The sequence below is a fragment of the Dysgonomonas sp. 521 genome (assembly GCF_010501055.1).
Lineage (GTDB): Bacteria > Bacteroidota > Bacteroidia > Bacteroidales > Dysgonomonadaceae > Dysgonomonas.
In genome coordinates this window covers 1-22,830 of record NZ_QVMO01000004.1, presented here as the reverse complement: position 1 = coordinate 22,830, position 22,830 = coordinate 1, and the positions used below count along the sequence as shown (strand labels likewise).

The following is a 22,830-nucleotide window of genomic DNA, read 5'->3' as shown; positions in this document are numbered from 1 at the left end:
TAAAAGGTGTCACATTTGACTACGCTTCGCTCCGTCGATTTTGACTCCGTCGATTTTCAATTCAATTGTCACTTTTTTCAAATAAAGGAAAACATATATGAAAACCATCAATATAAAAGGAGAACTGTTAGACCTGTCGAAACCCTTGGTTATGGGCATACTGAACGTTACTCCCGATTCGTTCTTCTCCGGAAGCCGCAAACAAAGCGAACAGGAGATTATAAACCGTGTGGGGGAAATACTGTCGCAAGGAGGAACCATTATCGACATTGGCGCGCAATCGACCCGCCCCTCTTCTACCCTGTTGCCGGCAGAGGAAGAGATAGGTAGGCTCCGTTATGCGCTTGGCATTATCAACAGGGAATTCCCTGATGTGACCCTGTCTGTGGATACGTTCTATTCGGATGTCGCCCGCTTCTGTATCGAGGAGCACGGGGTTGCCATCATCAACGACATTTCGGGGGGAGAAATGGATAAAATGATGTTTGATATGGCTGCGAGGCTGAATGTCCCGTATATACTGATGCACATGCGGGGAACTCCTCAGACAATGACCGGCCTGACTGACTACGACAACTTTATTCAGGATGTATTCTACTACTTCTCCCAGAAAGTGGCCGAACTGCACCTCAAAGGAGTGAACGATGTGATAATAGATCCCGGTTTCGGTTTTAGCAAAACTACCGACCAGAACTACGAACTGATGGCCGCATTACGGGGCTTCTCCATCTTTGAGCTTCCACTGCTTGTAGGCATATCCCGAAAGAGGATGATATACCACCTCACGGGAACTACGGCCGAAGAAAGCCTGAACGGGACTACTGTACTGAATACCTTCGCCCTGCAAAACGGAGCCGACATTCTACGGGTACACGATGTGAAAGAGGCTGCGGAGGCCGTTAAGATAACGAATAAGCTAAAAGGATATGATTTTTAGTTAACGGGGTGACAGGGCGTAAGATACGAGTTGACAAGATACAAGCTTGTTAACTTGTATCTCGTCAACCATTTTTTTAATTCGGACTTATCCTTTTAAAACGTTCGATCGTAGACAGTACATTATCTACATAGGCGGTTGTTTGTCCGGATCTGAAATATCCGCTTTTGCACACAGGGTCGTTGTAGTACTCGGGATTCCCCTTGAGTTCAAGGTACTTCTTCACATTATCCTCCCATATATACGGGCTTGCCCCATATTTCCGGGCCAGAGCCTGTGCGTCGTTGATGTGCCCGTTGCCACCGTTATAAGCGGCTAATATAAACTTAGTACGTTCCTGCATATCTTCTATCTTGCGAAATATCTTATCCAGACGGTCGAGTAACTCCACAGCCGCGCCTATACTCAGGTCGGGGTTCATCCTGTCTTCGCTGCTCAAGCCTAAGGATGCCGCCGTCTTCGGCATTAAGCCCATAATGCCCGAAGCCCCTGCCCACGATGTGAGGTTGTTTTGGAAACGCGACTCATGGTAGCATATAGCGGCGAGGAGATGCCAGTCATATCGAGTCCCTTTGGCATGCTTCCTGAAAAGATCGTCGTAAATAGAGATTGCGCCCTTTGGTAGGCTCATGGGTATCTCGTAGTCTCCTTCGAAGGGTTGCTTGCTCAGTTCGAAGTACTTCTTTGTTATGCTCTTATATACAGGGGTATTGTCATTCTGGGCAAACCATTCATCCAGGGCTTTAGCCAGTTCGGGAGTATCTTTTCGTACAGCCCATGACGCCCTCTGGTCGAAGCTTACCTGTAAGGAGATATCCACATTCTTGTAATATGTACGGTTCAGTTTGGCTATGTACTCATCACATACCGTATACTTTATCTTACCCAGCGAAACCATTTCGATAAGGTCTTCACTTGTGATAGTATCTTCATTTACAGTATGTATCCTGATACCGCCTCCCAGCTCGGCGTTCAGGTTGATAAGGCGTTGGTGGTACTTGGTATTCTCTTCTACATACACCTCTTTTCCGATAAGCCCTGTTACATCCTTGACAATGGTATCCCCTCGGTTTGCCTGTTGTACCAATATCTGGTGGGTTATTTGTCCAAGGCCGCAGTAAGAGATGGAGTCTTTCAACTCATTCTGTATAGGTACGGCAAAAGCGACAAGATCGCCCTCTCCTTTCTTGAGCATTTCCAGCAGCTTGGCCGTATTCTCGGCAACCTTTACATTGAGCGTCAAACCATAGTGGTCGCAAAAATCCTGAGCAAGGTCATAATCGTACCCCATAGGTTCTTCCTTATAGATAAAGTAAGATGTAGAACTGTTGAGCGTGATAATGGTCAGTTCCTTTTTCTCTTTGATTTGTTCGAAGTCATATACTTCCTTCTCTACTTTCTTTTTACAGGAAAACAGAAAACATAGGCATATAAAAAAATAGATGTAGTGATGTTTTTTCATGTTTTTCAATTCTAGTAGCAGGTTATGTTGCTGTGCTGTTATCGTTCTATGTGCTTTGCGATAAGATCCAATTCGTTTTGTGCGGCTTCTATCTTACTCCCAATCTTATTCCTCCTCATCGCTATACCGTCAAGTTTCAGTCTTTTATCCAAAGAATCCGGTTTTTGATTTAGAATCGCTCCTTCTGTTTCAATTGCGGCCAATTCGCTCCGGAATTTAGCTAACGCTTCCTTTTTGTACCTTAGCCATTCGTTCAGTTCATCTGTACGCGACTGATGCAACAGGAGAAAAGCATATTGTAGCCCACATTCCTCTTTCAGAGCATATATTATGTTTTCTATATTCCGAAAACGGATTTCAAGTTCTTTTATTTTATCCAGTTCGGGTTTCAGCCATGCTGCCAGCCCATCGTAGCCGGTATCAGCCTTTATTGTTATCCACGAATTATCTCCGGATATAACCAATCCGCCAAAACTTTGCTGTATAGGCAACTCCCCGCAAAACTCATTAAAGGCAGGACATACAACAGAGCAATTTATCCTAAAATTCTCCTCTCCCTCTGTTTTATAATATTTCTGAGACTGGATATCGGCTTCGATAGTAAACAATGATATGTCCTTTTCAAAATTTACACCCTTATTGCCGAAACCGTTCTCTTTAAAGAACGGCTTGACAACCTCTTTTATCAGTCTCTTCTTTATGTCTTTTACCACATCAGAATTTTATGTTTTGCGAAGTGATATTCTCTACTTTTATATTGTATTCGGCTATGATGCTATGTACCACCTCTCCGGCAGCAGGCAAATCATCTATCAGCGAACTTATCTGGCCTATCTCCAACTCGCCTTCCGACAGGTTCCCCTCGAAGATTCCTTTTTTAGAACGTCCCCGCCCCAGTATTTCACGTATTTCCTCAGGTGCTGCGCCCCTGTCCTCGGCAGCCTGAACCGCATTATAGAAATCGTTTTTAATCAAACGCGTAGGGCTTATTTTTTTCAGGGAAAGCATTGTATCCCCTTCTTTCAGGCTGACACATAATTCCTTAAACTCCTGAGCCGCAGAACTCTCCTGCGTCAGGGCAAAACGTGTACCCATCTGTACTCCTTCGGCGCCTAAAGCGAAGGCGGCCAGCATTCCCGCTCCCGTACCGATACCTCCGGCAGCTATCAGTGGAATCGATATACTTTTTCTTACCTGCGGAATCAATACCATTGTCGATGTTTCTTCCCTGCCGTTGTGCCCTCCGGCTTCAAATCCTTCTGCAACTACGGCGTTTACTCCGGCTTCTTCGCATTTGAGTGCAAACTTCGAACTGGAGACAACATGGGCAACAATGATCCCGTTATCCTGTAATTTCTTTGTCCACAATTTAGGATTTCCGGCAGAAGTAAATACTATTTTTACGCCTTCGGATATAATGATATCCATAATTGTTTCTATTTCGGGATACATTAATGGCACATTCACCCCAAAAGGCTTGTCAGTTGCGGCCTTACACTTTTGTATGTGTTCCCTCAGGGTTTCGGGATGCATAGAACCGGCTCCGATAAGACCCAACCCGCCTGCATTACTCACTGCTGAAGCCAACCGCCAGCCACTACACCAGACCATTCCTCCCGAAATAACCGGGTATTTTATACCAAATAAGGATGCTACTCTGTTACTCATTATTTCTAATTATTCAAAGATGTTTGTACTGCAAATTTAGAAAAATATTAAGATGAAAGTATAGGGTAGGGGTTAAAGCTTACGGATTTTCTTTAAGACAAGGTAATAACCTGCATTTTTTTGCCTGTAAGTTTATCTTATTATAAAGGTCTTTAATTTATGAATAAGGAATGAAAAAGTTACAAGTAAAAGCAATGGAAAAAGTGTCACTATTGTCACTTTTTTGCAGCAGCCTGTTATTTCTGTTTTTTCAGTCAGGCTTCTAAGTCCGCGAAGCGGGCTAATATGGATAACCACGGGTAAAGCCCGTGGAAAAAGCTGAAAAGAATAGACCGTCTCCGTAGGAGGCGAATGGGATTGATTTTTACTATTTGCCTCCTACGGAGACATCGTTTTTCAGTTAGTCCCTGCCACGGGCTTTACCCGTGGTTATCCATGTTCAGTCCCTTCGGGACATAAAGCGTTCTTTGATATAATCAAAGGAAAAAGGTAACAGAGAAAAGGAATGAAAAAAGTGTCACTATTGTCACTTTTTTGCAGCAGCCTCCTATTTCTGTTTTTACAGTCAGGGTTTTAAGTCCGTGAAGCGGGCTAATACGGATAACCACGGGTAAAGCCCGTGGCAAAAGCTGAAAAGAATAGACCGTCTCCGTAGGAGGCGAACGGGATTGGTTCTCGCTATTTGCCTCCTACGGAGACATTGTTTTTCAGTCAGTCCCTGCCACGGGTTTTACCCGTGGTTATCCATGTTCAGTCCCTTCGGGACATAAAGCGTTCTTTGATATAATCAAAGGAAAAAGGTAACAGAGAAAAGGAATGAAAAAAGTGTCACTATTGTCACTTTTTTGCAGCAGCCTCCTATTTCTGTTTTTACAGTCAGGGTTTTAAGTCCGTGAAGCGGGCTAATACGGATAACCACGGGTAAAGCCCGTGGCAAAAGCTGAAAAGAATAGACCGTCTCCGTAGGAGGCGAACGGGATTGGTTCTCGCTATTTGCCTCCTACGGAGACATTGTTTTTCAGTCAGTCCCTGCCACGGGTTTTACCCGTGGTTATCCATGTTTAGTCCCTTCAGGACATAGAGCGTTCTTTTGATATAATCGGAGGAAAAAAGTAACAGGGAAAAGTAATGAAAAAAGTCACCTTTGTCACTTTTTTGCAGTAGCCTGTTATTTCTGTTTTTTCAGTCAGGGTTCTAAGTCCGCGAAGCGGGCTAATACGGATAACCACGGGTAAAACCCGTGGAAAAAGCTGAAAAGAATAGACCGTCTCCGTAGGAGGCGAACGGGATTGATTTTCGCTATTTGCCTCCTACGGAGACATCGTTTTTCAGTCAGTCCCTGCCACGGGCTTTACCCGTGGTTATCCATGTTCAGTCCCTCCGGGACATAGAGCGTTCTTTGATATAGTTGGAGGGAAAAGGTAACAGGGAAAAGTAATGAAAAAAGTGTCACTATTGTCACTTTTTTGCAGTGCAGCCCGATTGCATTTGTCACTTTTTAGGTTAGGATGAGAAGTGCTACTTGTTAATAGTTAACATATTCTGGAAACAGAACGTTAAAACCGGCGAGGTCACTTTTAAGAGGATTAAAGAATAAACCGTATCCTATTACTTGTAACTAATATTTATATCTTTGCAATGTTGTAACTTTTTAATGATAGAAACATGAAAAAGAAAACCAAGAGTACCTTACTGAAAGTTGTGGCTGCTACTATAGTGGTTTTGGCGTTACTTTTTTTATTCAGGGGTAATATCTACCGCATGGCTGTGAAGTATGAAGATGCCGGAGGCAGAAAGTCTTATGATATAAAGGATGATAGCCTGGCCATGTTTATAAACCAAAACCTACCGAATGATGAATCGCTGGACGCGAATATTGATATCGAGCAGATTGTGGATTTGTCTCAGGAAATCACAACCAGAATGCTTGATTTCTCCATCGACGCGCAATATAGTGACCCGCAAAAGCTGATGATTACCAGAGATGCCAATTGTGTCGGTTATGCCGCCTTTACTGCGTCTGTAGGCAGTTACCTGCTCAAAAGGTTTGAAATGGACAAAGAATGGGAAGCGAAACCGAAGAAAGGGAAGCTATATCTCTTTGGTAATAACATGCATAAAGGAGTGAAAAGCGGCTGGTTTAAAGACCACGACTTTGTTGTATTCAGAAATAAGAATAGCAAAGAAGAGATTTATGCCGACCCAAGTATTTATGAATATTTTGGCATAAAGCGTGTTGACAGATACCAGAAGTGAGGTTGATCGCCAATGACACTTTCACAGCAGATAAAAGATTATGCTTACAGCCTAGGGTTTGATGCCTGTGGCATTTGCCGTTGCGAGCCTGTGGATGTTGATGAACGGCAACATTTGAACAGATGGATCGAAGATTCCTACTATGGGGATATGGGTTATATGGCGCAGAATGTGGACAAGCGCAGCAACCCCGCTCTGCTGGTCGAAAATTCACGCTCTATTATATGTGTGGCGATGAATTACTATCCGCGCACAAAGCAACCGGAAGGACATCCTCAGTTTGCTTATTACGCATACGGCAAGGATTATCACGATGTGGTAAAGGACAGGCTGCGGCAATTGTTCGACTATATAAAGGGGCTGGAACCGGCTACGGAGGGACGTGTTTTTGTAGATACAGCCCCCATACTGGAGCGTTACTGGGCAGCCAAAGCCGGCCTTGGCTTTATAGGGAAGAATTCTTTACTGATTATACCGAAGAAAGGTTCTTATTTCTTTCTGGGCGAAGTGGTCGTCAACCTGGAACTGGAATACGACTCCCCGCTGAGTTTATCTTGTGGCAATTGCAGGCGCTGTCTGGATGCCTGCCCTACACAAGCTATTGTAAGCCCTAAGGTTGTGAATGCCAACAGATGCATTTCGTATCAGACGATAGAGAACAAAGGGGAAATAGATAAAGAGATAGTTCCGAGGCTGAGCAACCGCTTTTATGGATGTGATATTTGCCAGCTGGTCTGTCCGTGGAACAGATATGCCCGGCCACATAAGACCGAAGCATTTGATCCGTCGCAGGCATTTCTGGATTTATCGTACGGGAAGCTGGAGAATCTCACCGTAGAGGAATACCAGCAGATATTTAAAGGTTCCGCCGTAAAACGTGCTAAATATACCGGACTGAAAAGGAATCTGGAAGCATTGAAGCAAAGTAGGAATAATATTTAATTGTTTGTAACGTTTTTGATATAATGAGAAAGATAAGGTGTATATTCATAATATTAAGTTTGACTTTCAGTTTGTTGTCTTGCAGCAAGGATGAGAGTCTAAATACTGTTCCTGCGGAACCTGTACATTTTGAAGTTAGCCTGATAAAATCCCCCGATAAGAATTTAAGAACTCCCAATAATTCGGAGACATTTACGCAGCCCCGGCTTTCCACCGACAGGGTTGGGTATTCCGGATTGCTTGTAATTTGCAGTGCGGTGCCCATTACTTCTACCACATATCAATTGTACGCTTACGACCTTTGCTGCCCGAACGAAAAACGCCGGGACATAAGGGTTGCTGCCCAGGGAGACGGTACAGCCAAGTGTCCCCAGTGTGGGAGTGTCTTTGAAATATTCAATGGTGTAGGCAATGTAAAGTCCGGCCCATCGAAAGATGGTCTGCAAATTTATTATGCCCAGTTTTACAATACAGGCGATGGCGTTTTTCTTATTACACGCAGAAATTAATGAAAATATACTTTGTAGAAAGGAAAACATTTTTTACATTTGCACTCGCTAAATGGGAATGGTTTCCAAAGTGTTTGGATTATAGCTTCTCAGATAGGATTATTGCGAAAGTAGCTCAGTTGGTAGAGCACGACCTTGCCAAGGTCGGGGTCGCGGGTTCGAATCCCGTCTTTCGCTCACAGGCCGCTCGGATGGTGGAATGGTAGACACGCAAGACTTAAAATCTTGTGACCATTACGGTTGTGCGGGTTCAAGTCCCGCTCCGAGTACAATCTAAACCCTTTAATCATCTGGTTATTAGGGTTTTGTTGTTTTATGAGGTGTGCTGATTGACATAAGAAGGCTCAGCGGATTCTATCCCCTACTCCTCTGAATTGACTTCTTGATGCTTTTGTTTTAGCGTTGAAAGATTCGCTTACGGCATAGATTGGATAAAAGGAAGTAAAGTAGAGTTATTCCTTTCCTCTCATCTCCAAAAACTCCGAAGGGGTTACAAACTTTACATTTTCCGATTCGAGGAACTCAACGATTTTTACAAAATTATCCCATTTTTCATCGTCCCAACTGTTAGGATGCCCTTGTTAGTAGAAATAGTCCAGGCCATTCCACCTGCCACGATAAGCCTTAAGAAACTCATCGAAGTTAGGATTATGAACCGGATACTCCATATCCAGATTATGAGGCATTACATAACCCTTAAAATGGCGCGGGTTCCTAGGGCTTCCTAAAGTCATGTTTATCTGGGGAAGTTGAGACAACGCCTTGTCGGTATCGCGGTTTGTCGAAGTCCAGTGAGGGCCCCACACATTTAGCTGTAGCCCCAGATTTGCTTTTGCGAGACTGTCTGTCAGCTGAAGGGCTCTGAGTTGCTGGTCATAAGTGCCTTCAAATTCTCCGATAGTATCCCCCTTTGTGCGGTTATAGTAACCATGATTCCAAAATTCTATATACCCTCTGCCCGCACGGTCGGTAATCCACTTGAAATATTCCGGATTGTTTTCAGCAAGGGAAAAGCCGATGATTCCAAACCCGGCTTTGATTTTCTTCCCTTCGATGTAATCGGCCACACGTTGCCAGCGGGACGAAACGATTTCGCCATTATCTCCGGCTGTTACATCGTCCAGTTTCAGAACAACAATCTTTTGCTCCTTAGGAGCCTGACAACTTTGAGTCAACAGAAATAAAGCAAGAAAAGCAAGCAATGGTATATATTTCTTCATTTCAAAAGTTATTTTAGAGTTTGTTTAAATTTTATAGCAAATCTTTTTTATAGCTATTTTTAGCGTCTTTTATCATTTTTACTAGCAGAACCAACGGTCAACGGAGCTAATTAGCGGGCTAAACCAAGAGTAAAAAGGGAATTGAAAATCGGCGGAGCCAAAAAGACGCTAAAAAGAGCATAAAAAAATTGCTAAGAACTATTGACCTGAACCTGTAATAAAAATTTTCGCTAAAATTTAAACAGGCTCTTAGTTTGTAAAAAAGAAGTACCCAAAGAAACAAAATATAATTCTCTTTTTTAATGTTTTACATCCTATTTTTCATTTTCCTGTTAAAAGTTGAGGATATAATTACCTTACTTTCAATTTAAGTAAAAAATAGCATGTGGGTTTTTCATTATATTTTTTAACTTTGCGGGGTTATTCTTACACGAAGTGTGTCGTGTATTTAGAATGTAAGCAGTAGAATACGTATATAAATGTAATAAACAGGTCTGTGACCTCTAAAATCTGAAGATAGATTAATAATGAATATATTGGAATTAAGCGAACAGGAAATCATTCGCAGACAAAGCCTCGATGAGTTAAGAGCGTTAGGAGTAGAGCCGTATCCGGCTGCATTGTATGAAGTGAATGCATACTCGAAGGAGATTTTAGATAGCTTTAGCGATGATGCGGACAAACGTTATGTCTCCATAGCGGGTCGTATTATGAGCCGCCGTATCATGGGTAAAGCATCCTTTATGGAGTTGCAAGACTCGGAAGGACGTATTCAGGTCTACATTTCCCGCGACGACCTTTGTCCCGGCGAGAATAAAGACCTCTATAATACTATATTTAAGAAACTGCTCGATATAGGCGACTTTGTCGGAATCAAGGGATTCGTATTCCGCACACAGATGGGTGAAATTTCGGTGCATGCCGAAGAACTGACCGTGTTGGGGAAATCGCTTCGTCCGCTTCCTGTGGTAAAGGTGAAAGACGGGGTGACCTACGATGGCTTTACCGATCCAGAGCAACGCTACCGCCAGCGCTATGTAGACCTGGTAGTAAATGAAAATGTAAAAGATACATTTGTTAAGCGTACCAAAGTATTCAATTCGATGCGTGAATACCTGAATGGACACGGATATATCGAGGTGGATACACCGGTTTTGCAAAGCATACCGGGAGGAGCCACTGCCCGCCCGTTCATCACACATCACAATGCACTCGATATCCCGTTATATCTGCGCATAGCTAACGAACTCTACCTGAAACGCCTTATTGTAGGCGGATTCGATGGGGTTTATGAATTTTCCCGCAACTTCCGCAACGAGGGTATGGACAGGACTCATAACCCTGAATTTACCGTAATGGAGTTCTATGCAGCCTACAAGGATTACAACTGGATGATGGATTTCACCGAAAAGATGTTGGAGAAAATCTGCATGGATGTGCATGGAACCACAAAGGTAAAGATGGGTGACAAAGAAATTGATTATAAAGCCCCGTATCCGCGTGTTACGATGATAGATTCTATCAAGCATTTCACAGGCGTTGATATAAGCGGGATGGATGAAAACCAACTTCGTGATGTTTGCAAACAATTAGACATTGAGCAGGACGAAACGATGGGCAAAGGCAAACTGATAGACGCTATCTTCGGCGAAAAATGCGAAGGCAACTATATACAACCAACCTTTATTATCGATTACCCGATAGAAATGTCGCCGCTTACGAAGAAGCACCGTAATAACCCAGAATTGACCGAACGTTTCGAGCTGATGGTGAACGGTAAGGAGCTGGCTAATGCTTACTCGGAATTGAACGACCCTATCGACCAGCGTATCCGCTTCGAAGACCAGCTCAAACTATCTGAAAAAGGGGATGACGAGGCCATGTTTATCGATCAGGATTTCCTGCGTGCCCTCGAATATGGAATGCCTCCTACAAGTGGTATCGGTATTGGTATGGACAGGCTTGTAATGTTTATGACCGGACAGGAAAGTATTCAGGAAGTGATGTTCTTCCCGCAGATGCGCCCCGAAAAAGTACAGAAGAAAGATGCTGTAACAAAATATACAGAACTAGGAATAGCCGAAGAGTTGGTGCCTGTTCTGCAAAAAGCCGGATACTTCACGGTAGAAAGTATGGGAGGTGTAAATCCGCAGAAGATACGCCAGGATATAGGCGAAATCAATAAAAAATATAAATTGGATTTAACTTTACCTTCTGCCGAAGAAATAGGAGGTTGGAGCATCTCCCCAACTCCTCCAAAAGGAGAGGCCTAAGCAAGCCATAAATAATGAATATTAAAAAATAAATAAAATCCCTGCTTCCATTTTCTTCCCCCTTTTGGGGAGGTTAGGAGGGGGTGGCAAAAATATGAGTTTTCCGGGTAAAATAGCAATATTGGGTGGCGGTACGTGGGCAACGGCCCTCGCTAAAATTATGCTCAACCACGAGAAGCATATCAACTGGTATATGCGCCGTCCCGAACAGATTGCGGATTTTAAGAAAACAGGGCACAATCCGTCTTATCTTTCAACAGTAGAATTCAATCTGGACAGGATTACATTCTATTCGGATATTACACAGGTGGTGGAAGAATCGGATACCCTGATTCTTGCCGTGCCTTCCCCTTTTCTCAAGAGCCATCTTGAAAAATTGGAGACAAAACTTGATAATAAATTTATTATTTCGGCTATCAAGGGAATAGTTCCTCCCGAAAATCTGCTGGTAACAGACTATCTGACTCAATACTATAATGTACCTGCCGAAAATATGGCTATTGTAGGTGGGCCTTGTCATGCCGAAGAAATAGCACTGGAACGATTGACATATCCTACCATAGCATGTGCCGATATAGAGAAAGCACAAGCTATATCGCAGGTATTCAACAACAGGTTTGTGCGCACATCTGTATCCAATGATGTGACAGGCATAGAGTTGGCTGCCGTTTTGAAGAATGTTTATGCTATTGCTTCGGGTATTTGCCACGGATTAAAGTATGGCGACAATTTTCAGGCAGTACTGGTGTCGAATGCCATTGCCGAAATGAAGTATTTTGTAGATACCGTTTCCCCGATCGAGAGAGATATCCATGATTCCGCTTATCTGGGCGATTTGCTTGTGACCTGCTATTCCAGTTTTAGCCGCAACCGTACATTCGGTTCGATGATAGGACGGGGTTACTCCGTAAAAGCGGCACAGGTGGAGATGGAAATGATTGCCGAAGGTTATTTTGGTTCTAAGTGTATAAGGGAAATGAATGATAAATACAATATAAATATTCCTATTGCAGAGATGGTATATCGTATTTTATATGAAAACTCTCCGGCACGACTGGAAGTGAAAACTTTGAGAGAACAGGTGTTGAAATAGAATAATAATATATCGAAGGTTACACTGAGAAACTCTGAGTAGACACTGAGAACCACTGAGATTATGATAGATAATAGTTATAGATATAGTGAGTTAACAAGTAAAATTATAGGTTGCGCAATAGAAGTACATAAATTGTTGGGACCGGGATTACTGGAATCTGCTTATGAGGAATGTTTATCTTATGAATTGCAAAAAGCAGGGTTAAAAGTTGAACGACAAAAGGCTTTACCCGTTGTTTATAAAGAGATAAAGCTAGATTGTGGCTATAGAATAGATATTTTAGTCGAAAATTTAGTCGTTTTGGAGTTAAAATCCGTAGATGTACTAAATCCTGTTCATGAAGCCCAAATTCTAACTTATTTAAAATTTTCGGATAAAAAAGTAGGGCTGCTTATTAACTTTAACGTCACATTATTAAAGAATGGCCTAAAGAAATATATAATGTAAATTCTCAGTGTGCCTCAGTGTCTACTCAGAGTTTCTCAGTGTAACAAAAAGAATTAAAGAATAGAATAAATATTAAAATAAAGAACAATGGATAAGGTTATCAAATTAGACATTAGCAAAACATTAAGCTTTATAAGCCAGGCTGATATCAACGCTCAGGCTGCACTTGCAAAAAAATGTAACGAAACGTTGCACAATGGTTCAGGTAAAGGAAACGACTTTTTAGGATGGTTAAATCTTCCCTCTTCAATTACAGATGCGCAGCTTAAAGATATTGAAGATACTGCTGCTGCACTGAAAGCTAAATGCGAAGTAATTGTATTGGTAGGTATTGGTGGTAGCTATCTGGGTTCAAGGGCAGTTATCGATGCTTTGTCCAATGCTTTCGACTGGTTGCAAAAAGACCGTAAAAATCCGGTTATCCTGTATGCCGGAAACAATATAGGCGAAGATTACCTTGTTGAGCTGCTGGCTTACCTCAAAGGAAAATCTTTCGGTATCATCAATATATCCAAATCGGGAACCACTACAGAGCCGGCTCTGGCATTCCGCATACTGAAAGCCGAACTGGAAAAAGCTGTGGGCAAAGAAGAAGCAAAACACCGTATTGTTGCCATTACCGACGCTGCCCGCGGTGCACTGTTCACGCTGGCTACAAAAGAAGGCTTTAAGAAATATGTAATTCCTGATAATGTAGGCGGACGTTACTCTGTGCTGACCCCTGTCGGCTTACTCCCTATTGCTTTGGCAGGTATTGATATCCGTCAGCTGGTAGCAGGTGCAGCATACATGGAAAAAGAAACAGAGCCGTCTGTGCCGTTCGAGAAAAATATTGCAGAAATATATGCCGTTACGCGTAACGAGTTGTATAAGAAAGGCAAAAAAATAGAAATTCTTGCCAACTTCAATCCTAAACTCCACTACATCGCAGAATGGTGGAAACAGCTTTATGGCGAAAGTGAAGGGAAAGATAACAAAGGAATTTTCAACGCTGCTGTTGATTTTACTGCCGACTTGCACTCTATGGGTCAATGGATTCAGGAAGGTGAGCGCTCAATCTTCGAAACTGTAATTTCCGTAGCTCAGCCAAACGAAACATTGACAGTTCCAACGGATGAAGAAAATCTGGACGGACTAAACTTCCTCGCAGGAAAACGTGTCGATTTCGTGAATAAAATGGCAGAACTTGGTACTCAGATTGCCCACGTAGACGGAGGTGTACCGAATATTAAAGTGGAACTGCCTAAATTGGATGAATATAGTATTGGTCAGATGCTTTATTTCTTCGAAAAAGCATGCGGTATCAGTGGATATATCTTGGGTGTAAATCCGTTTGACCAACCAGGAGTAGAGGCATATAAGAAGAATATGTTTGCTTTGTTGGATAAACCGGGTTTTGAAAAAGAAAGTGAAGAAATTAAGAAAAGATTGTAATACAATAAAGCGATTAGCTTTTAGCCGTTAGCTTTTAGCGGCTATTAGCTAATAATTTTCAGCTTATGACAGATACTGGAACTTTTATAGAAGTGAATGATATAGATGAAGAAATCAGGTTGGCTATTCTCGAAGAAGAAAGTAAAGCACTAGAACTTCTGTCTATAAATAAAAATAATAATCAGAAAGAAATTGTTAAGAAAATCCGGGAATACGTGGATTTTCTCCTTTCTGGAGATATAAATGGTTATGATGAGCAAAAGAAGAAGGATATCTCAATAACATTGGGTTCGGCATGGGGTATGGCCGTATGTGAAACTTATGGCTGGAAATGGCAGGGTTTGCGTGAAGAAGATGAAGAATATGCAGCGTTTTTTGTTGTGTCGCCTCATGGGAAGTTTTGTTGCCCTCCTTTTGGATTCATATTTAATATATTGAATGGAGCAAATGCCGGATTTGATGGCAAAAATGACAATACAATTATGTTATTGTTCAATATGCTTGATAATGTTGAGGTTAATCAGAGTGCGCCTCATAACTATACTGTTTTAATGTAATAAACTTGAGATAATTTTTTAATTTACAATAATGACGGAAAAACAACACTTACTTGGAATGACTATGGATGAACTCTATGGAGTCATCGGTGAGTGCGGTTTACCTCGGTTTGCAGCAAAGCAGATTGCAGACTGGGTTTATAAAAAACGTGTAACATCGATAGACGAGATGACAAATATCTCTGTTGCTAACAGGGCTTTGTTGTCAGAGAAATATGATGTGGGCAGATATAATCCCCTCGAATTTCAACAGTCTGTAGATGGTACAGTAAAATATTTATTCAAAACGGAAAAAGATAAATTAATCGAATCCGTGATGATACCCGAAGACGACAGGGCAACGCTCTGTGTATCTTCGCAGGTAGGCTGTAAGATGAACTGCCTTTTTTGCATGACAGGCAAACAGGGTTTTAATGGAAACCTTACGGCCAATGAAATACTGAATCAGCTCTATTCGGTTCGTGAAGCCGAAAAGCTGACCAATGTGGTTTTTATGGGAATGGGTGAGCCTCTGGATAACTACGAAGAACTGAAAAAGACACTCGATATAATGACTGCCGACTATGGTATGGCATGGAGTCCGAAACGGATTACGGTTTCCACTACAGGTGTAACCCCTAAGTTGAAACGTTTTCTGGACGAGAGCAATGCCCATCTGGCAATCAGCATCCACAGTCCCGAAAAGGAACAGCGGTTATCCATTATGCCAGCCGAGAAGGCATTCCCAATAACCGGGGTTATGGATTTACTTAGGCAATACGACTGGACAAAGCAACGGCGGTTGTCCTTCGAATATATAATGTTTGACAATTTTAATGATTCTTTGCTGCATGCAAAAGAGTTGGCACAGATGCTTAGAGGAATCGAATGCAGGGTAAACCTGATTCGTTTTCATGCTATACCCAATGTTGACCTGAAAACTTCAACAAAGGAAAAGATGGAAGCTTTCCGCGATTACCTTACAAAGAAAGGAGTAACCAGCACTATACGAGCATCGCGGGGCGAGGATATTTTTGCGGCATGTGGTATGTTGTCCTCAAAACGAGGCTCCAGCCCCCTGAATCCCCCGAAGGGGGACTTATAAACAGATGGAAAGAAAATTGATTATAATAACTAATTAAAATATCCTCTCTGTAGCTCCCCTTTTGGGGAGTTGAGGGGGCTACAATTATGATAAAAGTAGGAATTACACAAGGTGATATAAATGGCATTGGATACGAAGTTATACTGAAAACCTTTGCGGATATCCGTATGGCGGAAATTTGTATCCCTGTTATATACGGCTCGGCCAAAGTTGCCGCATATCATCGTAAGGCGATGGAATTGCAGACTGTGGCTTTCAACCAGATAAACAATGCGAAAGATGCTATAATAAACAAAGTAAATATCGTAAACTGCATCAATGAGGAAACCAAAGTAGAACTGGGGCAATCGACACCTGTTGCCGGAGAAGCCGCTTACCAGTCTCTGGAGAAAGCCGTTGCCGACCTTAAGAGCGGAGCGATAGATGTCTTAGTAACCGCACCTATCAATAAACACAATATACAGCGCGAAGACTTCCATTTTCCGGGACATACCGAATATCTGGAAGAACGTTTCGGCACAGATGGAGACAAAAGCCTGATGATTCTTGTGAAAGAATCGCTTCGTGTAGCCCTTGTGACCGGACATATTCCGTTGTTGGAAGTGCCGAAGGTACTTACCAAAGAAAAAATAATAGATACTGCTATACGCTTCGAAAGAAGCCTGAAACGCGATTTCCGCATAGGCAAGCCACGCATTGCGGTGCTATCCCTGAATCCCCATGCCGGCGAAAACGGCCTGATCGGAAACGAAGAGAACGAGATAATTTCCCCTGCCCTGAAAGAATTGCAGGACAAGAAAATATTATGCTTTGGACCATATCCGGCCGATGGATTTTTTGGATCGGGAGAATTTTCACATTTTGATGGTATATTGGCCATGTATCACGATCAGGGACTTGCCCCTTTCAAAACACTGGCAATGGAAGATGGTGTAAACTTTACGGCAGGGTTGCCGGTGGTGCGCACGTCTCCTGCACACGGTACAGCCTACGATATAGCAGGGCAGAATAAAGCCTCCGAAGAGTCTTTCCGTCAGGCCATATATATGGCAATCGATACATTCAACAACAGGATGGAATACGATAAGGCCTATACCAATCCTCTGAAGAAACTATATGTGGAAAGGGGCGGTGATGAGAGTATCGATCTGACCAAAGAGGATGGAGAATAACCGTTTATATTTTGTTAAAAATTAGTTAAAAATATGAATTACGCTATAATTGCCGCCGGAGAAGGTTCGAGGCTCGCTCAAGAAGGAGTTACTTTACCAAAGCCTTTGGTTAAGTTGAACGGAACCGAAATGATCCATCGGTTAATTGATATTTTTCAGAAGAATGATGCTTCATCCATCAGCATTATTGTTAACGAAGAAATGGTACAGGTACAAGAATATCTGGCAAAGCTGAAATTAGATATACCATTCAATGTTGTGGTAAAGTCCACACCCAGTTCCATGCACAGTTTTTTTGAACTCCGGGATTTCTTAGGGGATGGTAAATTTTGTTTGACAACTGTAGATACAATCTTCAAGGAAGAAGAATTTTCAAACTATATCCAGGCTTTCATCAACGATTCGGAAAGTGACGGTATGATGGCAGTGACAGACTTCATCGATGATGAGAAACCGCTGTATGTTGATGTGGACGATGTAATGACTATCACCGGCTTTCTCGATCAGTCCGAAAACTGCAGATATATATCAGGAGGAATCTATGGGTTAACTCCGAAAGCGATAGACACATTAGAGGCATGCCTGCAGTCGGGGCAGTCGCGTATGCGCAATTTCCAACGGCAGTTAGTAGCCGATAAGCTGCAACTGAAAGCACATCCTTTTGCAAAAATAGTAGATGTAGACCATGCGGAGGATATAAAAAAAGCGGAACAATTCTTAATTAACTAACATATAAACAGAGTAAGGGGAACTCTACACATTATGTCAAAAATAAAAATAGCAGGAATAAAAAGGAAAACTAAATTTTCGCCAAATCACATCGGTAACGATGGAATGATATTCAGTCTTACTGCCGAATGCCTGAGAAACATGGACTACGACGTCAGGGAATATACAGAAGCTGAATTTATATTAAGTGAAGAAAACGAGCGGTATATCTTTAATATGGCTCGTGACAAAACCACCATCAGGCAACTGAAAAAATGTGAAAGGAATGGTGCGATAATCATAAATCCGGGAACAGGCATCGAGAATTGTACCCGTGAAGCCATGACGCGCATGCTGTTGGAGAACAACATCCCATATCCGGCGAGTGTGATCATCGATGTAACGGATGACCCCTCCGAAGGGTTAAAGGAAATGGGAGCCGAAGCTTTCTGGATCAAAAGAGGCGATTCGCACGCGATACACCGTGAGGATGTTACATACGCACGTAATATACCCGAGGTGAAATCAATATTAAAGGAATTTGCCTTGCGTGACATACCCAATGCGGTAATCAATGAACACCTTGTAGGCGACTTAGTAAAATTCTATGGAGTAGCCGATACCGATTTCTTCTATTGGTTCTACCCTTACGATCTGAGCCATAGCAAATTCGGCCTTGAAAAAATAAACGGGCAAGCCCATGAGTTTCCTTTCGATGTAGAAGTACTGAAAGAATCCTGTGACAAGGCCGGAGAAATACTTAATGTGAAAGTATACGGAGGAGACTGCGTTGTCGCCGAAGACGGCTCATTCAAGATCATAGACTTCAACGACTGGCCAAGTTTTGCCCCATGCCGGAACGAGGCTGCGCCTAAAATCGCTGAATGTATCCATAAACAGATTCAACGGGATTTAATTAACAGTTGACAATGGACAGTTGAAAGTTGACAACTAGTTCTTCACTTTCAACTGGCCATTGTCCACTGTCAACTATTATAAACAATGGAGAATAAGCAACCGACACTTGAGTCTACACTAAAATCGACGGACACCGAAGAAACTATCGATATATATTTCTATCGTCCGATTGGCTATCGCTGGGCATTACTGTTTCAGAAAATGGGTGTTACCCCTAACGCTGTTACAATAGCAAGTATTTTTCTGGGTATAGGCTCCGGTATTTGTTTCTACTTTGACAATATCTGGATATCCTTACTCGGCATCTTCCTGCTTGTATGGGCAAACTCCTACGACAGTGCCGACGGGCAGCTCGCCCGCATGACAAAGCAATTTTCCGCTTTAGGCCGCGTGCTGGACGGTTTTGCGGGAAACCTGTGGTTTGCCTCTATCTATATCGCTATCTGCACGCGCCTCTACCCCGAATGGGGAGGCTGGATATGGGTGTTGGCATGCGTTACGGGATACTTCCACTCCAAACAGGCCGAAATGGCGGATTATTACCGCAATATACACCTGTTGTTCCTCAAAGGCAAGTCGGGAAGCGAACTCGACAATTCTGCGGAACTGACTGAAAAATTCAATAAACTTTCATGGAAAAACGACTTCGGCGCAAAGTTGGTATTGTTCTTTTATCGTAATTATACCACCGATCAGGAAAACAGATCTCCCAGATTCCAGAGTTTATTTAAACTGTTGAAAGAGAAATTCGGCGAAGTAGCCCCCGATACATTCCGTGCCGATTTCAGAGCGAAGAGCCTTCCCCTGATGAAATACACGAATATACTTTCATTCAATACCCGGTCTATAGCCTTGTTTATATCTATACTTATCGGCTGGCCGTGGCTATACTTCGTTTTTGAGCTCACTGTGCTCAATATACTGCTTGTATATATGGTAACACGGCACGAGAAGATATGTAAGGGTTTCATTGCTGATATTAAAGACGGGAAATATAATTAATTCACAGACATGTTCGATTTAACAAAAGTAAAAGGAATTATCTTCGACTACGGAGGGACAATAGACAGTAACGGAAAGCACTGGGCTGAAGTACTATGGGAATCATACCAATACCAAAAGGTACCTGTAACCAAAGAACAGTTCCGCGAGGCTTATGTCTACGGCGAACGCTATCTGGCTACACACCCTGTTATTGGGGCACAGGATAATTTTCATATTTTACTGAAAAAGAAAGTCGAACTACAAGTCAGCTACCTTATAGATAAAGGTTTTTTGGAAGAAAACGATAAAACAAAAACTTATAGTATTGCTATTTCCAATCAATGTTATACCTTTGTCAAAAATCTGATAAAAGAAGAAGTAGATATACTTACCGCACTGAAAAGTCATTATCCCATGGTACTGGTTTCTAACTTCTACGGAAATGTACAAGCCGTACTGGATGACTTTGGCTTACTCGGATATTTTGATGATATTATCGAATCGGCCGTTGTAGGTGTAAGGAAACCCGATCCGGCCATATTTGGTCTGGGAGTAGACAAACTGGGATTGCCCGGTTCGTCGATTGTCGTTGTCGGCGATTCTTATTCGAAAGACATAGTCCCCGCCTCTAAAAACGGATGCCAGACTATCTGGCTGAAAGGTCCGGGCTGGGGAGACGATGACGAAGATGCTACGGCAGATCTTATTATAACAGACTTCATGGAGTTGAAGACTGCTTTTCAATTAGATTGAAAAAACTTGAATACTTTGGTAATATTGTAGAGTCAGTACGACTTTCCGGTTTAATAATGGATGTCGCTTGTATGGCAGAAAAGCCCGGGTTGGGAGAATAAAATAAAACGGATTTTCGACTGAAGCTATTTTATTATATAGGACTAAAAAGAATTAAGAATAATTTATTTAATCTTTAAATTTCTAAATCTTTAAATCTCTTTTAGTCCCCGGTTTAAAGGATTGCTGCGGGTTGCAGTGTATTTTAAAAATTAATTTAACAAAATGGAAAAAGTACAAGTGAAAGAAGCCAATGGAAAGCTTGGTATTCTAACTGTTGGTGTTGGAGCCGTTGCTACAACATTCATGGCAGGAACGTTGTTAACACGCAAAGGACAAGGTGTTCCTGTAGGGTCAATTACTCAGTTGGCTACAATGCGTTTAGGAAAAAGAGAAGAAAACCGCTTCCCTAAAATTAAAGATGCCGTACCTCTGGCAGATTTAAATGATGTTGTTTTCGGTGGATGGGACATCTTTGAAGACAATGCGTATGAAGCAGCAAAACACGCCGATGTTTTAACAAGAGACGACTTAGATAAAGTAAAAGACGAAATGTCTGCGATCAAACCGATGAAAGCTGTTTTTGATCAGGATTTCGTAAAACGTCTGCATGGCACATGGGTAAAATCAGCTCCTACCAAATGGGACTTGATGGAACAGGTAAAAGAAGACATCGAGAACTTCAAGAAAGAGAACAATTGCGACCGTGTGGTAGTTATCTGGTGTGGTAGTACCGAAGTATTCACTCCGCTTGGCGAAGTTCACAAATCACTTGCTGCGCTTGAAAAAGGATTGAAGGAAAACCACAAAGACATTGCTCCGTCCAACATTTACGCGTATGCCTGTGTATCTATGGGAATCCCATATATCAATGGCGCGCCGAATCTGACAGTAGACATTCCTGCAATGTGGGAACTGGCAGCTAAAACCCAGACTCCTATCTGCGGAAAAGACTTCAAGACAGGCCAGACCATGCTGAAGACTGTATTGTCTCCAATGTTCAAAACCCGTATGCTTGGTCTTAACGGATGGTTCTCTACCAATATTCTTGGCAACCGTGATGGAGAAGTACTTGACGATCCGGGTTCATTCAAGACGAAGGAAGAATCTAAACTTTCGGTTATCGACAACATCCTTCAGCCTGAACTTTATCCTGAACTATATGGTAATGTTTACCACAAGGTTCGTATCAACTATTACCCGCCTCGCAACGATGATAAAGAAGGTTGGGATAATATCGACCTCTTCGGATGGTTAGGTTACAAGATGCAGATGAAGGTTGACTTCCTTTGCAAAGACTCTATTCTTGCCGCTCCTCTTTGCCTCGACCTTGTATTATTCACCGACCTGGCCAAACGTGCAGGTATGAGCGGAATACAAGACTGGCTGTCATTCTACTTCAAGAGCCCTATGCACGCTCCTGATAAGATTGCGGAGCATGACCTGTTTATCCAATATGTGAAGCTGAAAAATACGCTTCGCAAGATGATTGGAGAAGAAACAGTTGATTTCATCGACTAAGGTGCCTATCTTTTATTATATATGAGAAAGGCTGTTCCTCAAGGGACAGCCTTTCTTGTTTAAAATGAAGTCATTTAACCACGGAGTAATGGGAGTTTTACTCATATTCACATCGTCAAATCTTATTTCACGGAGTTTTATTAATCATGCGAATCAGGGGTTAAAAGCAGCTCAACACCTGCCTGAAAGGCAGAATCTTCATAACCGTATGCAAGCGCAGCGTAGCTTACGCAGCAAGGGACAATTACACTCCCCCTGCCCGAAGCGGCAGGACACACAGTATGTCCTGTCTTTCAGACAGCTGATATTGCCCATCCTTTTTCCGCAGGTCGATGACCCGCGGTTATGAAGATTTGGCTTTTCAAGCCATTTCTCAAATCCTGATTGGCATTAATAATGCGAATTATAATATTATAAGTCAATCTGCTGTCTTAGCTACAGTCAGGGTTCTAAGTCCGCGAAGCGGTCTAATATGGATAACCACGGGTAAAACCCGTGGAAAAAGCCGAAAGAAACAGACCGTCACCGTAGGAGGCGAATAGGACTGTTTTTCGCTGTTTTCAGTCCCTTCGGGGCAATAAGCTACTATGTCTTTCAACCCTCGATTCGCATTAATAATGTCAATCAGGAGTTGATAAGTTAAACGTTCTTTTATTTTTTACATAAAGGCTATCCTAGGCTAAATACATTAGTGGCAGCTCCCTACTGTCGCGCCCTCCCGGGCTTGTCCTTCCTTTTGGCATTGCCCAAAAGGAAGCAAAAGGCTAGTGCTTTGTCCCTCGGCGACCCACCAACGGCTTGCCGGCTAAACGGGACGAAACTCGCCTGCGGCTCGGACAACATCCCGTTT

Annotated in this window: 20 protein-coding genes and 2 tRNA genes; 18 read left to right on the top strand and 4 right to left on the bottom strand. The window is 42.5% G+C overall.

Translation table 11 applies throughout. The features are described from left to right. Nucleotides 1-97 precede the first annotated feature (97 nt). Nucleotides 98-937, top strand: a complete 840-nt coding sequence (gene folP, locus D0T84_RS02430) for a dihydropteroate synthase (RefSeq protein ID WP_163305580.1) — start codon at nt 98-100, stop codon at nt 935-937. Nucleotides 938-1,013: 76 nt separating this feature from the next. Here the strand turns inward: folP and D0T84_RS02425 are convergent, their stop codons facing one another. The 3 genes from D0T84_RS02425 to D0T84_RS02415 are packed head-to-tail and all read right to left on the bottom strand — an operon-like array spanning nt 1,014 to nt 4,067. Beyond that, nucleotides 1,014-2,399, bottom strand: coding sequence for a transporter substrate-binding domain-containing protein (locus D0T84_RS02425; protein ID WP_163305577.1), 1,386 nt, complete (start codon nt 2,397-2,399; stop codon nt 1,014-1,016). A 38-nt stretch (nt 2,400-2,437) separates the two neighbouring features. Next, complete coding sequence (locus D0T84_RS02420) at nt 2,438-3,112, bottom strand: hypothetical protein (RefSeq protein WP_163305575.1); 675 nt, start codon at nt 3,110-3,112, stop codon at nt 2,438-2,440. Between the two features lies 1 nt (nt 3,113). Continuing rightward, a complete protein-coding gene (locus D0T84_RS02415; protein WP_163305572.1) occupies nt 3,114-4,067 on the bottom strand; it encodes a nitronate monooxygenase family protein in 954 nt (317 codons plus the stop codon). A 1,665-nt stretch (nt 4,068-5,732) separates the two neighbouring features. Here D0T84_RS02415 and D0T84_RS02410 point away from each other — a divergent pair. From D0T84_RS02410 to D0T84_RS02390, 5 genes are all read left to right on the top strand, one after another. Further along, nucleotides 5,733-6,323 carry a hypothetical protein gene (locus D0T84_RS02410; protein ID WP_163305569.1) on the top strand — a complete coding sequence of 197 codons (591 nt, stop codon included), beginning with the start codon at nt 5,733-5,735 and terminating at the stop codon, nt 6,321-6,323. A gap of 12 nt (nt 6,324-6,335) precedes the next feature. Then, nucleotides 6,336-7,265 carry a tRNA epoxyqueuosine(34) reductase QueG gene (gene queG / locus D0T84_RS02405; protein WP_163305567.1) on the top strand — a complete coding sequence of 310 codons (930 nt, stop codon included), beginning with the start codon at nt 6,336-6,338 and terminating at the stop codon, nt 7,263-7,265. A gap of 59 nt (nt 7,266-7,324) precedes the next feature. Then, nucleotides 7,325-7,774, top strand: a complete 450-nt coding sequence (locus tag D0T84_RS02400) for a hypothetical protein (protein WP_255495137.1) — start codon at nt 7,325-7,327, stop codon at nt 7,772-7,774. A 104-nt stretch (nt 7,775-7,878) separates the two neighbouring features. Then, nucleotides 7,879-7,951: transfer RNA gene (locus D0T84_RS02395), tRNA-Gly, on the top strand. Between the two features lie 8 nt (nt 7,952-7,959). Further along, a tRNA-Leu gene (locus D0T84_RS02390) sits at nt 7,960-8,043 on the top strand. A 312-nt stretch (nt 8,044-8,355) separates the two neighbouring features. Here the strand turns inward: D0T84_RS02390 and D0T84_RS02385 are convergent. Further along, entirely contained in the window at nt 8,356-8,994 is a 639-nt protein-coding gene (locus D0T84_RS02385; protein WP_255495136.1) for a hypothetical protein, read from the bottom strand. Between the two features lie 527 nt (nt 8,995-9,521). On the opposite strand from D0T84_RS02385, the gene lysS reads away from it, so the two are divergent. The 12 genes from lysS to D0T84_RS02325 all read left to right on the top strand — a co-directional run bounded on the left by lysS (nt 9,522) and on the right by D0T84_RS02325 (nt 21,980). Further along, a complete protein-coding gene (gene lysS / locus D0T84_RS02380; RefSeq protein WP_163305563.1) occupies nt 9,522-11,267 on the top strand; it encodes a lysine--tRNA ligase in 1,746 nt (581 codons plus the stop codon). 94 nt (nt 11,268-11,361) lie between these two features. Further along, complete coding sequence (locus D0T84_RS02375) at nt 11,362-12,360, top strand: NAD(P)H-dependent glycerol-3-phosphate dehydrogenase (protein ID WP_163305561.1); 999 nt, start codon at nt 11,362-11,364, stop codon at nt 12,358-12,360. A gap of 63 nt (nt 12,361-12,423) precedes the next feature. After that, on the top strand, nt 12,424-12,810 hold the full coding sequence (locus tag D0T84_RS02370; protein ID WP_163305560.1) for a GxxExxY protein: 387 nt from the start codon (nt 12,424-12,426) through the stop codon (nt 12,808-12,810). Nucleotides 12,811-12,897: 87 nt separating this feature from the next. Further along, a complete protein-coding gene (locus D0T84_RS02365) occupies nt 12,898-14,244 on the top strand; it encodes a glucose-6-phosphate isomerase (RefSeq protein WP_163305557.1) in 1,347 nt (448 codons plus the stop codon). Nucleotides 14,245-14,309: 65 nt separating this feature from the next. Then, complete coding sequence (locus tag D0T84_RS02360) at nt 14,310-14,801, top strand: hypothetical protein (RefSeq protein WP_163305554.1); 492 nt, start codon at nt 14,310-14,312, stop codon at nt 14,799-14,801. A gap of 31 nt (nt 14,802-14,832) precedes the next feature. Beyond that, complete coding sequence (rlmN, locus tag D0T84_RS02355; RefSeq protein WP_163305551.1) at nt 14,833-15,885, top strand: 23S rRNA (adenine(2503)-C(2))-methyltransferase RlmN; 1,053 nt, start codon at nt 14,833-14,835, stop codon at nt 15,883-15,885. An 86-nt stretch (nt 15,886-15,971) separates the two neighbouring features. Continuing rightward, a complete protein-coding gene (pdxA, locus tag D0T84_RS02350) occupies nt 15,972-17,057 on the top strand; it encodes a 4-hydroxythreonine-4-phosphate dehydrogenase PdxA (RefSeq protein WP_163305548.1) in 1,086 nt (361 codons plus the stop codon). A gap of 33 nt (nt 17,058-17,090) precedes the next feature. Further along, nucleotides 17,091-17,786, top strand: coding sequence for a sugar phosphate nucleotidyltransferase (locus tag D0T84_RS02345; protein WP_163305545.1), 696 nt, complete (start codon nt 17,091-17,093; stop codon nt 17,784-17,786). A 33-nt stretch (nt 17,787-17,819) separates the two neighbouring features. Next, complete coding sequence (locus D0T84_RS02340) at nt 17,820-18,692, top strand: hypothetical protein (RefSeq protein WP_163305542.1); 873 nt, start codon at nt 17,820-17,822, stop codon at nt 18,690-18,692. A gap of 75 nt (nt 18,693-18,767) precedes the next feature. After that, the gene (locus D0T84_RS02335; RefSeq protein WP_163305539.1) at nt 18,768-19,685 is read left to right on the top strand and encodes a CDP-alcohol phosphatidyltransferase family protein; all 918 of its coding nucleotides are present in this window, start codon (nt 18,768-18,770) and stop codon (nt 19,683-19,685) included. 9 nt (nt 19,686-19,694) lie between these two features. Beyond that, nucleotides 19,695-20,420 (top strand): HAD family hydrolase, encoded by a 726-nt coding sequence (locus D0T84_RS02330; protein ID WP_163305536.1) that lies wholly within the window; start codon nt 19,695-19,697, stop codon nt 20,418-20,420. A 264-nt stretch (nt 20,421-20,684) separates the two neighbouring features. Next, complete coding sequence (locus D0T84_RS02325) at nt 20,685-21,980, top strand: inositol-3-phosphate synthase (protein ID WP_163305533.1); 1,296 nt, start codon at nt 20,685-20,687, stop codon at nt 21,978-21,980. Nucleotides 21,981-22,830: the final 850 nt, after the last annotated feature.